Here is a 15,451-nt window from a genome sequence, read left to right as displayed (position 1 = left end):
GCGCTTATTAGTTACTTGCAGTGTACACTAGCGGGCAAAATGCCCCAAATGAATGCGATTAATCTATGAAGTTTCACGCCCCACTGGCAAAAGCCACCTTGCTAAAACGCTATAAACGCTTTTTGGTTGACTTGCGCAGCGATACACAACAAGAATTCACCGTCCATTGCGCCAACACAGGTAAAATGACGGGGTGTGCTGACCCTGGCTTTGCTGCCTACTACTCAACCAGTGACAATCCGAAACGCAAATATCCGCACTCGCTGGAACTGACAGAAACTCAAGATGGCGACCTGATCTGCGTGAATACCGCGGTGGCCAATAAGGTTGCCATAGAAGCGCTTGAACAGGACCGCATTCCCGAGCTGAGTGGCTACCAGACACAACGCAGTGAAGTGAAATACGGCACAGAGAATAGCCGCATCGACATCTTACTCCAGGACCAGGACAAACCAGACTGCTACATAGAAGTGAAATCTGTGACCTTGCTCGAACAGGGACAAGGCTATTTTCCGGATGCCCAGACCACTCGAGGTCAAAAGCATCTGCGCGAACTGATCCAGACTCGCCAACAAGGGATGCGCGCTGTGTTGCTGTTTGTCGTCATGCACAACGGTATCGCGCAGGTTAAACCAGCCGCTCATATCGACAGCAAGTACGCCGCACTGATTGAGGAAGCGCTGGCACACGGGGTCGAGATCTACGCCTACCGGGCCAAAGTATCAACCCAGGAAATCATACTCACCGAGGCACTTCCCTTTGCTGAGCGCTAAACTAGCGTGATATACAACAGTGATCTTACGGCATAAAAAGTGCAGTATAATGAGTATTAAGCTTGAAAGTAGAAAATTTGCCTCCATATAGCTGCAAATGTCAGTGTGACCCCCGTCCGTCGCGACTTTGTGATTCCGATCATACCTTCAAACCGGGAGTGGTCTAACAAGCAAAAAGTGTTTGCCAAGGGGTAAAGATTTTGCTATCTATAGCCGCCGGCGTTAGCTGGGGTTGTTTATTAAGGATTTAGGAGAATGCTATGCCAGACCAGAAAAAACTAGGGTTGTTGGCTCAAGCCGGTTTAGAACCTTATCAGGAAAAGCCGGGTGAAGAATATATGAATGACGCACAACGTGCGCATTTCAAAAAATTACTGGAAGCGTGGCGTAGCGATCTTCGTAACGAAGTTGACCGCACTAAGAGCCACATGCAAGATGAAGCGGCAAACTTCCCGGATCCAGTCGATCGTGCAGCACAGGAAGAAGAGTTTTCTTTAGAACTGCGTACCCGTGACCGTGAGCGTAAGCTGATCAAGAAAATTGAAAAAACACTACAACTGATCGAAGACGACGATTTCGGTTATTGTGACTCATGTGGCATTGAAATTGGTATTCGCCGCCTTGAGGCCCGCCCAACAGCGGACCTATGTGTAGACTGTAAATCAATCGCTGAAATAAAAGAAAAACAACAAGGCCGGGGCTAACACACGTTCGTCTCAGCTATGCTACCCCAGTTTAATAGCGATTATCTATCCGGGAGCTATCGAGGTCGATTTGCTCCCTCTCCCTCCGGTGCGCTCCATTTCGGTTCATTGATCGCCGCACTCGCCAGTTATCTCGATGCCAAAATCAATCAAGGTCAGTGGCTGGTTCGCATGGAAGACATAGACACACCCAGAGTGGTTGCAGGTGCCGCCGATGACATTCTCAGAACTTTGGACGCCTATGGTCTGCATTGGGATGGTGAAGTGGTTTATCAAAGCCAGCGTCACGACTTATATCAGGATGTACTTGCGCAGCTAGGTGCCGCAGATCTGATCTACCCTTGCAGCTGTACCCGCAAAGCGCTCAAGCAACGCGGTGGCATTTATGATAACCATTGTCGGGAGCGACAGCTCACACCCGAAGGCAATGCACTGAGACTTACTCAAACCCAACCCGTTTATTCATTCACCGATCTGCTTCAGGGTGAGGTTATATTGAGCAACGCTTTAGCTGAAGAAGACTATATCGTAAAACGCCGTGACGATCTGTTTGCTTACCAGTTAGTTGTGGTCGTCGATGACATTGACCAGCAAATTACTCGCATTGTGCGCGGTGCCGATCTGTTAGAGCCCACCGCACGCCAGATCAGCTTGTTCAGACAGCTTATTGGCGACGCGCCAGACTATGCCCATGTCTCGCTCGCAGTGGCACAGCCCGGCTTTAAACTGTCCAAGCAAAACCATGCCCCCGCTATCGACAATACCAGGCCACAGCCTGCGTTGTGTGCCGCGTTACGCTTTCTGGGCTTGCCTGTTCCGGACGAATTGCAAAACGACTCCGTACCCACCATTGTGCGCTGGGCAGAACAGCAATTTACCTTACAAGCTTTACCGCGTCATCGTGAGATCCAGGTTTCTCTGTTGAGCGACGGACACTATGATTTTACCCGGTTAACCGCCTGAGGCCACAGCCATCTTTCCTCCAGGTCCAGGCACTCAATCCCATGTTGGATTTTTAATCATGAATCCACGCCCGCTCCTTCAATTTGACCCCATTTGAGTATATGATAGCGGGCCTCGTTAATTCGCCTACACTATACAAACTAAAACAGGTTCTATGGCCGTATGGCGAGTGTGTATGCATTATTGCACGCAATATTGATTGTTCAGGGTCGTTAGGAGAGTCGTTATTATTTCCAAAATTATTAAGCTTTGCCGCCAGATAGTTAAAGGCAAAGATCCGGTAGGAACCGTGACATGCAGCGCTACACCTGTGTTGATACCACGCAGTGAGCATGCAATCTCGCGCAAACAATTTAGCCCCAATGCAATCAAAGTGCTGTACCGACTTAAAGATGGCGGCTATGACGCCTACCTGGTCGGTGGTTGTATTCGTGATATTTTGTTAGGGATTGAGCCGAAAGATTTTGACGTGGTGACCAACGCCACACCTGAACAAGTCAAAAAGCTATTTCGTAACTGTCGTTTAATCGGCCGCCGTTTTCGCCTTGCGCACATCGTTTTCGGCCGGGAAATCATCGAAGTGGCCACCATGCGCGGACATCATCAGGCACAAGACAACCCGGATCCGACCAGTCAGTCAAGCGACCAGGGTCAGCTACTGCGCGATAATGTGTATGGCACCATTGAAGAGGATGCACAGCGCCGCGACTTTTCAATTAATGCGCTTTATTATTCGATTAACGACTTCAGCATCCGAGACTTTGCCGGCGGTATTGCGGCCATTGAGCACCGTAAAATAGAACTCATCGGCGACCCTGAAACCCGTTATCGCGAAGATCCGGTTCGTATGCTTCGCGCGGTACGTTTCGCCACTAAGCTGGATATGACCATTGCAGGCCCAACTGAAGCGCCGATTGCTGAACTGGCCCCATTGCTTGGTAACATTCCACCAGCCCGCTTGTTTGAAGAAACTCTGAAACTCTTTTTGGGTGGCAAGGCCGAAGCTAACTTCCTGATGCTCAGAAAATATGGTCTGTTTAAACAGCTATTTCCGGCCGTGGATGCCATTTTAGATAGCGCTGACAGTGAATTTGAAATTACCTTTATCCAAAAAATGTTTGCCAATACGGACGACCGCATCAACGCAGATAAAAAGGTCACTCCGGCCTTTATTTATGCAGCCCTGTTGTGGTTCCCACTGCGCGATCGTTGCAACACGCTGATAGCGGAAGGTATGAACGAATATGATGCCTTTATGCAGGCAATCAGTCAGGTTCTGGCCGAAAACGCGCGTCATATTGCCGTGCCCAAGCGCTTTACGCTAGGTGCACGAGACATCTGGCACATCCAACAACGCCTGGATAAACGCGGTGGCCAACGCGCCTATCGTCTCAGCCTGCAACCCAGATTCAAAGCCGGATATGATTTCCTGCTGTTACGGGTTGAAAGTGGCGAAACTGAGCAACAAGAGTTGGCAAACTGGTGGACCGACTATTTACAACAGGACGTGTCCGGACAAAAAGAGATGGTGAAAGCACTGGGTCAACGCTCTGGAGGCTCAGAAAGACGCAGACGCCGTCCCAGAAACAAACCACGCAGAAAACCTAATTCCGAATCATGAACACCGTTTATATTGGACTGGGGGCGAACCTTAACGCCCCTGAGGCACAGCTACGTAATGCGCTGGACGCCCTGAACACATCGCCTGTACTCACGCTCGTACAGGTCTCCAGCTTTTATGCCTCAAAACCTATGGGTCCGCAGGACCAACCCGACTATGTGAACGCCGTTGCCAAACTTATCACGGATCTACCTGCCATTGAGGTACTCGATTTGCTCCAGCAGATTGAACTGCAACACGGCCGGGTACGCAAAGCCGAACGTTGGGGTCCACGTACCTTAGATTTGGATATTCTGTTATACAACGATGCGCAAATAGCAACGCAACGACTGATCGTACCGCATTATGGCTTATGTGAACGTGAATTTGTGGTCTTTCCACTATTGGAGATTGCACCCGAACTCACTTTACCCACAGGCCAGGCACTGGCGGACATCGCCACGACATTACCACGTAACGGGCTGACTGCCATTAGTCAGTATCCTGTTGCAGCGTCGCTTGCATAGCATGACCTGAGCACCGCAGTGCGCTCAGCATCGAATTGAACACAAAGGGGGAAATATGGCTAAAGTAACCGTTTCAACATTGGCCAAGAAAAAACGTGAAGGAACAAAAATCACGGCACTAACCGCATACGATGCCAGCTTTGCCAAGCTGTTCTATGACAATGGCGTTGACATTATCCTGGTCGGAGATTCATTAGGTATGGTACTGCAAGGCGGCGAAGATACACTGGCTGTCACCACCACTGATATTGCCTATCATACTCGCTGTGTTCGCGCTGGCAGCAAAGAGCTATTTGTGATCGCAGATATGCCCTTCATGAGCTACGCTAACCCGGTACAAGCATGCGAAAACGCGGCAACGTTAATGCGTTCAGGCGCAAATATGGTCAAACTGGAAGGCGGTGAATGGCTGCTTGATTCTATTCGTTTGCTCACCCAACAAGGCATCCCAGTGTGTGGTCATTTAGGCCTGACACCACAGTCCGTGAATGTCTTCGGTGGCTTTAAAATTCAGGGCCGCGAAGACGCACAGGCGGAGAAAATGGTTGCCGATGCGATTGCCTTAGAACAGGCTGGGGCACAGCTGCTGGTTGTGGAGTGTATTCCTTCTTCACTGGCAAAACGTATCAGCGAAGCGCTGAGTATTCCGGTCATTGGTATTGGAGCGGGTAAAGACACCGATGGCCAGATCCTGGTTATGCACGACCTGGTCGGTATCTCTGCAGGCTATATTCCTAAGTTTTCGAAAAACTTCCTCGCCGAGACGGGCAACATGCCTGAAGCGGTCGAAAAGTTTTGCGCCGATGTGAAAAGCGGAGCATTCCCCTCTCAGGAACACGAGTTTAACTAATGCAATCAATTACAGAAATCAAATCTCTGCGTAGCCAAATCAAGGCCTGGCGACAACAAGGGCAAAGCATTGCCTTTGTTCCCACTATGGGCAATTTACATCAGGGGCATTTTTCTCTGGTTGAAAAGGCCAAAACTCTGGCGGACAAAGTGGTGGTCAGTATTTTTGTCAATCCAATGCAATTTGGTGCCAACGAAGACCTGGACAAGTACCCGCGGACACTAACTCAGGATAAACAAGGCTTAGCCGAACTGGACACAGACATTGTCTTTACCCCCAGTGTTGACGCTATCTATCCAAACGGGCTCGACACACAAAGCTATGTCGATGTTCCTGGTGTATCCGAAGGCTATTGCGGTGGCAGCCGCAGCGGTCACTTCAGAGGCGTTGCTACGGTCGTCACTAAATTATTCAACCTGGTACAACCTGATTTTGCCTGCTTTGGGGAAAAAGATTATCAGCAACTTCAGGTTATCAAAACCATGGTCCGCGACTTATCGATGCCTATCGAAATTATTGGCGTACCGACTCAGCGGGAAATTTCCGGGCTGGCAATGAGTTCACGCAATGGCTATTTATCTGAACAAGAAAAAGAAACCGCTAAAGTGCTATATCAGGTATTAAATGATACCGCACAGCAACTGCAAGACGGCGTACGCGATTATGCAACGCTGGAGCAGACAGCCAAATCTGTACTCAAAGATGCGGGACTTCAACCTGATTACTTCTCTATCGCACAAAGACAGAGCCTAAAACCTGCTACACTGGAAGACGGTGAGTTTGTCATTTTGGCTGCGGCTTACCTCGGCCAGGTGAGACTAATCGATAATATCCAGGTCCTCACCGACGCATAACAATGTATAGGATCCCTGAGTTCTCGGCGCACAGCGCTGTGGGATCCTAATTTAAATTACTCTCTTGCAGGACTGTCTCATGAAACCACAGATATCGATTATTGCCTTGCTACTGGCAGGCTGTAGTAATACCAATTCCCCTGAACTGAACCAGTGTGCACAACAGAACTATCAATGCGAACAAAGCTGCGAGCAACGTGCGAACCCTCAGTCAATGGCCATGCAGGTGTGTAGCGATGGGTGTATTGAGTCGTTTAACCAATGCAAGGCGCAGGCTGAGCAGCTCACTCAGCAGCAGCGTAATAACACCTTGTATTAAAAACTATTGCTGGCAAAAATAGACATTATACCAATTTCACTTAATACCTGGTCTATTTGAAAGAGCAAATAGGACGCTAATAGCGTTAAAAATTTCTCATTTAGAACCTTAGACATAGGTTCACAAATTTTTGCCTCGCCTATAGGGATGTAGGTGCCTCAGCGATAGCAGGACGCGGGAGCGGTGCTATCGACCCTATTTTCTCGCCTCAAAATAGCTCACTTAATTAAGCAAATTGGTATAAAAAAACCGCTCTTAGAGCGGTTTTTTCTTTCTGTGCAATGCTTATAGCAGGCCTAGCTTCTTAAGCTCTTTGCTTGCAAGCTGACTTGAAAGTGGTACATAACCATCTTTCTCTACGATCTTCTGACCTTCTTTTGACAGCACCATTTTCAGGAACTCAGCTTCAATTGGAGAAAGCGGCTTGTTCGGGTGCTTATTCACGTAAAGGTATAGGAAACGAGACAGTGGGTACTTACCCTTTGCAACATTGTCCAGTGTCGCATCAACAAAGTTGTCGCCTTTTTTCGACAGCGGTACTGTGCGCACACCTGATGTCTTATAACCAATGCCTGAGTAGCCAATTGCATTCACTGAAGAAGAGATTGACTGAACCACTGAGGCTGAACCAGGCTGTTCGTTTACGTTGTTACGGAAGTCACCTTTACACAGGGCTTTTTTCTTAAAGTAACCATAAGTACCTGATACTGAGTTACGACCATACAACTGAATGTCTTTGCTACCCCAGTCGCCAGACAGACCTAAGTCGCTCCAGCGCTCTACTTGCTCAGAAGCACCACACTTACGTGTTGATGAGAAAATAGCATCAACCTGGTCGATACGCAGACCCTGAATTGGGTTATCTTTGTGTACGAATACTGCCAATGCATCGATAGCAACACGTACCTCAGTCGGCTTATAACCATAACGCTTTTCAAACGCTTCGATTTCTTTCGACTTCATCTTACGGCTCATTGGGCCGAAGTTGGCTGTCGCTTCTGTCAAAGCTGGTGGTGCAGTAGAAGAACCCGCAGCCTGAATTTGAATGTTCACGTTAGGGTAAATACGTTTGTACTCTTCTGCCCAGAACGTCATCATGTTAGCCAGTGTGTCAGAACCCACAGATGAAAAGTTACCTGAGATACCGCTGGTTTTGTTGTACTCAGGTAGATTCTTATCAAGTGCAGAGGCTTGAGCAGATACCAGTGTTGTTACAGCCACACCCATTGCGGCAACTAAGCTTTTAAATTTCATTGGGGTCACTCCAAATGTTCTTCCCATTTAATTTCTGAGCACATTGTGCAGAAAACAAATGACAATAAAATTACTCTCAAATGACACTTTTATGACTTTCGTTACTTGTCATAAAAATGCGTTTTTCTTTTTCGAAGGCAAATGAGAAACACGATCCTTTGCCCAGTGTACTATCAATTTCCAGATGTGAGTCATGACGTGACAAGACGTGTTTGGTGATGGCCAAACCCAGCCCAGAGCCACCGGTTTTGCGGCTACGTGCCTTATCTACACGATAGAAGCGCTCTGTGAGCCGGTTAATGTGCTCAGGCGCAATCCCATCACCATTATCAATAACAGAAAAGCGGGCACGCTCTGACTCCAGGAACCAGTTTACGGTGATTTTGCCGCCAGGCTTAGTGTAATGAATGGCATTGAACACCAGATTGGAAAAGGCGCTACGTAGCTCATCAACACACCCTTTAATATCCAGAGCCTGATCAACGTTAAACTCAATCTCATGATGTTTATCCTGATTCAGTGAATTGGCTTCAGTCTGGATCAGAGTCAGCATGGCTGGCACGTTCACCGCTTTGTCATTGTCCTGGTTACGTTGCCCTTCAATGCGGGATAAGGAGAGCAGTTGATTGACCAAGCTATCCATCCGTTTGCACTGCTCTATCATGGTATGATGCGCTTTGTTCCACATTGCCGGCGGTGGCATATTATCGCCTTCCATCATCTCCAGATAGCCAGTCACCACTGTCAGTGGTGTACGCAGTTCGTGAGATACATTGGCAACAAAGTCTTTGCGCATCTGCTCGAGCTGTTTCAGTCTGGAGATATCACGCACCACCATCATTAACTGCTCTGCGTAGGGCATAACCCGAAACTCTAATACACGCTCTCCGCCATGCCCAGACTCCATCTCCAGGGGATCATCAAAATCATGAGCCTGCATATATTTGACGAACTTAGGATCGCGGATCAGGTTATCCAAGCGTTGCCCATGATCTGTCGGCCATTGCAGGCCCAGCACCTTGAGGGCAAGTTGATTACACCAGACAATACTAAGATCCTGTTGCATCACAATCACAGCATCCGGTACCGCCTCGGCGCCTTCGCGAAAACGTCGGATCAATTCAGCCAGCTCATTGCGCTTTTTACGGTTGCGATGTTGTAACTGGTAGATCCCTTCAAAGATCTGCTCCCAGGCTCCTGAGCCTTCAGGTGGGTTAAAACTGCGCTGGTTGATCAACCAGTCACTCAGTCGATACAGTTGTTGATAATGCCAGATCAATAGCACCATGGCACCGATAAAGAGTAATACAAACGGTGCGCCTAATAAGATCCCAATCAGGGTTAATGGCAGGAAATACAAAAACAGGCGTTTCAATAACGCCTGTTTATCAATCACCCTATACATACAAAATGATCCTAAAGAAAATGCGCCACGGTTAGCCTACCATAGCGCCAGGTGCTTTACAGCTTACTCGAGAAGCGATAACCAGCACCGCGTACGGTTTGTACCAGGCGATCATGGCCCAATGGTGCAATCGCTTTGCGTAAACGACGGATATGAACATCCACTGTACGATCTTCAACATACACATTAGTGCCCCAAACGTGATCCAGCAACTGTTCTCGGCTGTAAACGCGCTCCGGGTGTGTCATAAAGAAATGCAACAATCTGAATTCAGTAGGCCCCATTTCCAGCTCATTACCAGCTGAGGTTACACGGTGTGAGATCGGATCAAGACGTAACCCGTGCACTTCAATAGCCTCTTCCAGTGACGTTGGTGAAACCCGTCGCATCACCGCTTTGATACGTGCCATTAATTCTTTTGGAGAGAAAGGTTTAGTAACGTAGTCGTCTGCACCCACTTCCAATCCTTTGACCTTATCTTCTTCTTCCCCACGTGCTGTTAGCATGATAATCGGGATTTGTCTGGTGTATTCGCTTTGCTTAAATTTTTTGGCAATCTGAATACCGCTGCCACCTGGCAACATCCAGTCCAATAACACCATATCAGGATAAGGCTCAACCATAGCTGCAATTGCAGAATCATAGTCTTCAGCTTCAATGGCTTGAAAACCATTTTGTTCCAACACAAACACCAACATTTCTCTGATCGGCGCTTCGTCATCAACTACCAGTACTTTACGTGACATTCCCATTTATCTCTTACGTTACCGAAGTGGGTTTCATTATTATGACTAAGTATGACAGTTTTATGAAATACCAAGTGATAAAAGATGACAATTGGGAAAAAAATAGGGCCAAACAAATACAAAGCTATAATACTGAAAAAACGCAAGTTTCATCGAAATGCTAGCTTACTTTGACCAGCAAATGGGTTAAATCCTTGTTTAGTCAGGTTTGTTTTGTCGGTTTGCGTAGACAAAAAGCAAAACCAACGCTGTAAAAGCCACGTAACGCCAGACATACGGGCCATTTAAGTTCATTTACAAACCAACTCCGTTACACGGCACAATGGCTCAGTAACAGTGCGCTCAGACTGGGTTATGACGATAAACTTGATCCCAGCGATATGAGGGTTACTAAGCCCTATTAATCGAGTGGGATTCTATCATGTTGCACAGTCCCTTTAGCATGACACTATTAAATGCATACTTGTTCAAGTGGCGCTATTGAGTATAAGCCCGCCCTGTACGCTAAAAGTCATACCTCAATGTCAGTGCCATATGATCCTGATCCGCTTCGTTATCGAGATCGATTTTCGTGTACCATAAGTACATTCTCGTTTGCTTTGATAGGCTTTTTTCAACCCCGATGGAAGTTGCATCACCAGAGTCCTTCAGCTTGCCGGAGGCACCATCGGAGTTTTGATATTGCGCCAGCAACTTATAACCATTGTCCAACTTCAATGATGCACTGGCCATGTAACTGTCTACCGTGTCATTACTGTCAATGGCTTCACTTTGCTGATAACTGGCACCTAAGGTCACTTTAGCCACTTTGCCCTGTACAGTAATACGAGTAATATCCTGGCCTGCGACCTCTTCATCGCGTGCCACACTGGCATAAATCGCGGTTTTTTTCAGTTTACTGTCACCATAAGAGGCTGCCATCGACAACCCGCTTTCGCCATTTTGCTTGCTGTTGTCCTCGCTGATATAACTGACTGTAAATTTAAGGTGATTCAATGAAGGGGTTGTATATTGTAACGTGTCGCCAAGGCGGTTTTCACCAACAAAAAAGCTCTTGATGTCGGCGTTGAAGTCGTTCATGAGATCCACTTTCCCCTGAGACTTCTTCATAGGCGTGTCAGCCCGACCCACTAAAACCTGACCAAATCGGCCTTTGACACCCACATATTGTGAACGGGCGGTAATGTTCTCTTCAGACTTACCGTCGTTGTCGTTTTCTGACATTTCAACCTGAAATTCCAACTTATAAAACGCAGAGATCCCGGTGTCTATGTCTGCTCCGCCTTTGATCCCCATCCTGGAGGCATAGCTCTCAACGGATGTATCTGAGCCACTTCCCGTATCACTGTTTGCCACACCCAAATGGGCGCGACCGTAAACCTTGAGCTCTTCAGCCTGTACTTCCATGCAAGCCAGCGCAGAACACCCAATAAGGGCAGCCATAAAGCATTTTTTCATACTTTGACCCCAATAAAATTTAACGTGAGCAGAATAGAGTATTATTTAAAGCTAGACGCTCTGTATCAGAGATCAAGTGATGTACCGCTGGATCAAAGTTTTTCTAAGTCAAAACGTCAGAGATCACATTTATACCAACAAGATCCGATCGGGATCATGTTTTTACTAAGCAAAATGATCTGTTCTGGCACACTCAACACAACCAGAGGGTTAACTTATTGATTTTAGATCGGTTCCAAGGGGATAACGCGCCCAGATCCTTCTCTGACTTAGTAAGATCACGATCCGAAAACCTCTTAACTCTCGTCACTTAGTCAAGATCTGATCCCTGATTACATAGGTAGGTAAAACTCTGATCCCAATAGGATCGGCGTATGTGCCAGAGGCAATCAACACAAACAAAAATGCCGCAGTGCACACACTGCGGCATTTAACACTAACCCAATTGTGTCGTGTTAGTATTTATTTGATCTGAGGATCCAGCTCGCCAGACAGGTATTTCAGGTGCATATCGTCCAAAGAGATTGGCTTAATGCGGCTTGCATGACCCGCAGTACCAAACGCTTCGTAACGCGCAACACAGATCTCTGTCATCGCTTTCGTTGCTTCAGCAAGGTACTTACGAGGGTCAAAGTTAGCCGGATTATGTGCCAGATGACGACGAATAGCGCCTGTCGCAGCCAAACGTAAGTCAGTGTCAATGTTTACCTTACGCACACCGTGCTTGATGCCTTCAACGATTTGCTCAACGGGTACACCATACGTCTCTGGGATCTCACCACCAAATTCATTGATCACAGCCAACCACTCCTGAGGTACCGATGAAGAGCCGTGCATGACCAAGTGAGTGTTCGGGATGCGTGCATGGATCTCTTTGATACGGTTGATTGCCAGGATGTCACCCGTTGGTGGACGCGTAAACTTGTAGGCACCATGAGAAGTACCACAAGCAATGGCCAGTGCATCAACCCCTGTTTTCTTAACGAAGTCAGCCGCTTCTTCAGGATCGGTCAGCAGTTGATCATGAGAGAGTTTACCTACCGCACCAATGCCATCTTCTTCACCCGCTTCACCCGTTTCTAGTGAACCCAGTACACCCAGTTCACCCTCAACCGAAACACCACCAGCATGTGCCATTTCTACAGTACGTCGTGTTACATCGACATTGTACTCATAGCTAGACGGGGTTTTGCCATCTTCCATCAAAGAACCGTCCATCATAACTGATGAAAAGCCGAGCTGAATTGAACGCTGACAGACGCCCGGAGATGTACCGTGATCTTGGTGCATAACAACCGGAATATGTGGCCATTCTTCCACTGCGGCCAAAATCATATGGCGAATAAACGGTGCCCCTGCGTACTTACGTGCGCCTGCCGAGCCCTGAACAATCACCGGACTGTTGGTTTTGTCTGCCGCTTCCATAATAGCGCGCATTTGCTCTTGGTTATTTACATTAAAGGCAGGAACGCCGTAACCATGCTCTGCGGCATGATCCAGCAATTGACGCATACTGATTAAAGCCATTGTGCTTTCTCCAATTGTTGATGAGTGAAGCTGAAATTTCCAGATCAGCACTCGTGCTCATCGATTTGAACGGGATAAAATTTTAAGTGCTACACACTCAATTTGTTTTGAGAATAAATGTGAGAGAGTCTCAAAACCGGACCAAACTATCGGCCCAAAAATGTGATGCTGCGACGTATTGCGCAGCATCGTGCTTGAATTACGCTTTCGCTCTTTGTTCAAGCATAGCGACTGCTGGCAGTTTTTTCCCCTCAAGGAACTCTAAAAACGCACCACCGCCAGTCGAGATGTATGAGATTTCATCTGCTACGCCATATTTATCAATCGCAGCAAGGGTATCACCACCGCCAGCAATTGAGAAAGCGCTGGACTTTGCAATCGCATTAGCAATCGCTTCAGTACCATTACCGAATTGATCAAATTCAAATACGCCCACCGGGCCATTCCAAACCACAGTACCTGCGTTGGCAATAATCTTAGCCAGCGTATTAGCCGTTTCAGGGCCAATATCGAAGATCATGTCAGTGTCACGGACTTCCGCCACATCTTTGATCTCTGCAACCGCAGACTCTGAGAACTCGTCACCCACTACCACGTCTGTCGGCACAGGAATGTCTCCGTCATTGGCCCGCGCAGCGGCACTCAGTTTGTTCGCTTCATCAATCAGATCTGCTTCATACAAAGACTTACCTACCGGATTACCTGCTGCAGCGATAAAGGTATTCGCAATCCCGCCACCAGTAACTAGTTGATCAACCACTGTAGATAGTGAATCAAGTACTGTCAGTTTAGTAGACACTTTAGAGCCACCCACGATAGCAACCAGAGGGCGTGCCGGGTTATCTAGCGCTTTGCCTAATGCATCCAGCTCTGCCGCCAGCAGCGGACCTGCGCAGGCAACTTCAGCAAACAAGCCAACACCATGCGTTGATGCCTGAGCACGGTGCGCCGTACCAAATGCGTCCATCACATACACGTCACAGAGTGCTGCCAGCTTCTTAGACAGAGCTTCATCGTTCTTCTTTTCACCAACATTGAAGCGGACGTTTTCAAATACCACAACTTCATTGTTTGCGATATCAACGCCGTCCAGATAGTTATCAACCAGACGCACATTTTGATCTAGCGCGTCGTTAAGATAATCAACAACTGGTTGTAGTGAATACTGCGCATCGTATTCCCCTTCCGTTGGGCGACCCAGGTGAGACATCACCATAACCTTGGCACCTTTTTCCAGGGCAAGTTTAATGGTAGGTAAAGACGCTCTGATACGGGCATCTGATGTAACCTTACCTTCTTTCACCGGTACGTTAAGATCTTCACGGATCAGAACGCGTTTGCCGTTTAAATCTAAATCCGCCATCTTAATGACTGACATTGACATCTCCTTCAAGAACGATACTGAGTTTTTAATTAACTTGTGTCATTGCTGTGGCTGTATCGAGCATGCGATTTGCAAATCCCCACTCGTTGTCGCACCACACCAGCAACTTCGCCAACCGTTTCTGGCTGACACGTGTTTGGGTACCATCTATGATACTGGAATGTGGATCATGATTAAAATCCACCGAGACCAAAGGCTCTTCAGTGTAGTCCAGTATCCCTTGCAACGGACCACCAGCGGCCTGTTGTAATGCATTATTCACTTGTTCAAGTGTCACATCACTGTTCAGGGTCACGCTCAGATCCATTGCCGTCACATTAATGGTGGGTACCCGCACTGCAATGGCTTCAAAACAGCCATGAAATTTAGGCAAGATCCGCTCGATCCCGCGGGCCAGCTTAGTATCCACCGGGATAATTGACTGACTTGCTGCGCGGGTCCGCCGCAGATCAGGATGATAGGCATCAATCACCTGTTGATCATGCATAGACGCATGGATCGTTGTGATGGTGCCCGAGCCAATCCCAAAAGCATCATCCAATACATTTATGACAGGGACAATACAGTTAGTGGTACATGAACCATTTGATACGATGGTATGCTCAGGACGCAGTTCTTTGTCATTGATACCATACACTATGGTGGCATCGACGTCCGCGTCAGCCGGGTGAGAGAACAACACTTTCTTGGCACCCGCGCGCAAATGTGCCTGAGCATGAAAACGGGAATGAAATACACCAGTACACTCTAAAACAACATCAACATCGAGGGCATGCCAGGGTAAATGGCTGGGATCGGCTTCGCTAAACAGTTGGATTTTATCTTCTCCAACCGTCAGATAAGGCGCATCAAGGTGAACAGGAAAAGCAAAACGCCCATGTGAGGTATCGTATTTCAGCAGATGTGCAATGCCCTGCGGATCGGCAAGTTCATTTATGGCGACGATTTGAATGTCATGCTGGCGACCAGATTCATACAAAGCTCGCACTATATTGCGACCAATACGACCAAAACCATTTATAGCCAGTTTGATAGTCATTAAATTGAAGATCCACCACGTTGTGAAAAATTGGGCTCAATCCTGCTG

Annotated in this window: 15 protein-coding genes; 8 read left to right on the top strand and 7 right to left on the bottom strand. The window is 47.6% G+C overall.

Annotated elements, in window-relative coordinates:
• Nucleotides 1-65 precede the first annotated feature (65 nt).
• From sfsA to QNM19_RS15400, 8 genes are all read left to right on the top strand, one after another.
• Nucleotides 66-773, top strand: a complete 708-nt coding sequence (gene sfsA / locus QNM19_RS15435; RefSeq protein ID WP_049862907.1) for a DNA/RNA nuclease SfsA — start codon at nt 66-68, stop codon at nt 771-773.
• Between the two features lie 260 nt (nt 774-1,033).
• Nucleotides 1,034-1,477 (top strand): RNA polymerase-binding protein DksA, encoded by a 444-nt coding sequence (gene dksA / locus QNM19_RS15430; RefSeq protein WP_010383453.1) that lies wholly within the window; start codon nt 1,034-1,036, stop codon nt 1,475-1,477.
• Nucleotides 1,478-1,495: 18 nt separating this feature from the next.
• The gene (gene gluQRS, locus QNM19_RS15425; protein WP_049862908.1) at nt 1,496-2,440 is read left to right on the top strand and encodes a tRNA glutamyl-Q(34) synthetase GluQRS; all 945 of its coding nucleotides are present in this window, start codon (nt 1,496-1,498) and stop codon (nt 2,438-2,440) included.
• A gap of 259 nt (nt 2,441-2,699) precedes the next feature.
• Nucleotides 2,700-4,061 (top strand): polynucleotide adenylyltransferase PcnB, encoded by a 1,362-nt coding sequence (pcnB, locus tag QNM19_RS15420; RefSeq protein ID WP_284026904.1) that lies wholly within the window; start codon nt 2,700-2,702, stop codon nt 4,059-4,061.
• Nucleotides 4,058-4,567 (top strand): 2-amino-4-hydroxy-6-hydroxymethyldihydropteridine diphosphokinase, encoded by a 510-nt coding sequence (folK, locus tag QNM19_RS15415; RefSeq protein WP_049862910.1) that lies wholly within the window; start codon nt 4,058-4,060, stop codon nt 4,565-4,567. The genes pcnB and folK overlap by 4 nt, the downstream gene beginning before the upstream one ends.
• 55 nt (nt 4,568-4,622) lie before the next feature.
• Nucleotides 4,623-5,417: a 3-methyl-2-oxobutanoate hydroxymethyltransferase gene (gene panB / locus QNM19_RS15410; RefSeq protein WP_049862911.1), complete on the top strand. Its 795-nt coding sequence runs from the start codon at nt 4,623-4,625 to the stop codon at nt 5,415-5,417.
• The gene (gene panC, locus QNM19_RS15405) at nt 5,417-6,271 is read left to right on the top strand and encodes a pantoate--beta-alanine ligase (RefSeq protein WP_049862912.1); all 855 of its coding nucleotides are present in this window, start codon (nt 5,417-5,419) and stop codon (nt 6,269-6,271) included. Before panB ends, panC begins: the two co-directional genes overlap by 1 nt.
• 79 nt (nt 6,272-6,350) lie before the next feature.
• Complete coding sequence (locus tag QNM19_RS15400; protein ID WP_049862913.1) at nt 6,351-6,590, top strand: hypothetical protein; 240 nt, start codon at nt 6,351-6,353, stop codon at nt 6,588-6,590.
• 285 nt (nt 6,591-6,875) lie between these two features.
• Here the strand turns inward: QNM19_RS15400 and QNM19_RS15395 are convergent, their stop codons facing one another.
• The 7 genes from QNM19_RS15395 to epd all read right to left on the bottom strand — a co-directional run bounded on the left by QNM19_RS15395 (nt 6,876) and on the right by epd (nt 15,403).
• On the bottom strand, nt 6,876-7,844 hold the full coding sequence (locus QNM19_RS15395; RefSeq protein WP_010383461.1) for a PstS family phosphate ABC transporter substrate-binding protein: 969 nt from the start codon (nt 7,842-7,844) through the stop codon (nt 6,876-6,878).
• 76 nt (nt 7,845-7,920) lie between these two features.
• Nucleotides 7,921-9,249 carry a phosphate regulon sensor histidine kinase PhoR gene (gene phoR / locus QNM19_RS15390; RefSeq protein ID WP_049862914.1) on the bottom strand — a complete coding sequence of 443 codons (1,329 nt, stop codon included), beginning with the start codon at nt 9,247-9,249 and terminating at the stop codon, nt 7,921-7,923.
• Nucleotides 9,250-9,305: 56 nt separating this feature from the next.
• Nucleotides 9,306-9,995 (bottom strand): phosphate regulon transcriptional regulator PhoB, encoded by a 690-nt coding sequence (gene phoB / locus QNM19_RS15385; RefSeq protein WP_010383464.1) that lies wholly within the window; start codon nt 9,993-9,995, stop codon nt 9,306-9,308.
• 504 nt (nt 9,996-10,499) lie between these two features.
• Nucleotides 10,500-11,453: a porin gene (locus QNM19_RS15380; RefSeq protein WP_284026893.1), complete on the bottom strand. Its 954-nt coding sequence runs from the start codon at nt 11,451-11,453 to the stop codon at nt 10,500-10,502.
• A 462-nt stretch (nt 11,454-11,915) separates the two neighbouring features.
• Nucleotides 11,916-12,980, bottom strand: coding sequence for a class II fructose-bisphosphate aldolase (fba, locus tag QNM19_RS15375; RefSeq protein ID WP_010383466.1), 1,065 nt, complete (start codon nt 12,978-12,980; stop codon nt 11,916-11,918).
• Nucleotides 12,981-13,179: 199 nt separating this feature from the next.
• Nucleotides 13,180-14,358: a phosphoglycerate kinase gene (locus tag QNM19_RS15370; RefSeq protein ID WP_049862916.1), complete on the bottom strand. Its 1,179-nt coding sequence runs from the start codon at nt 14,356-14,358 to the stop codon at nt 13,180-13,182.
• Nucleotides 14,359-14,389: 31 nt separating this feature from the next.
• Complete coding sequence (epd, locus tag QNM19_RS15365) at nt 14,390-15,403, bottom strand: erythrose-4-phosphate dehydrogenase (protein WP_049862917.1); 1,014 nt, start codon at nt 15,401-15,403, stop codon at nt 14,390-14,392.
• Between the last annotated feature and the right edge of the window lie 48 nt (nt 15,404-15,451).

The sequence above is a fragment of the Pseudoalteromonas ardens genome (genome assembly GCF_030125445.1).
GTDB classification, from domain to species: Bacteria; Pseudomonadota; Gammaproteobacteria; order Enterobacterales; family Alteromonadaceae; genus Pseudoalteromonas; species Pseudoalteromonas ardens.
Note: the sequence above shows the minus strand (reverse complement) of the source record. Positions and strands in the feature narration are given on the sequence as shown.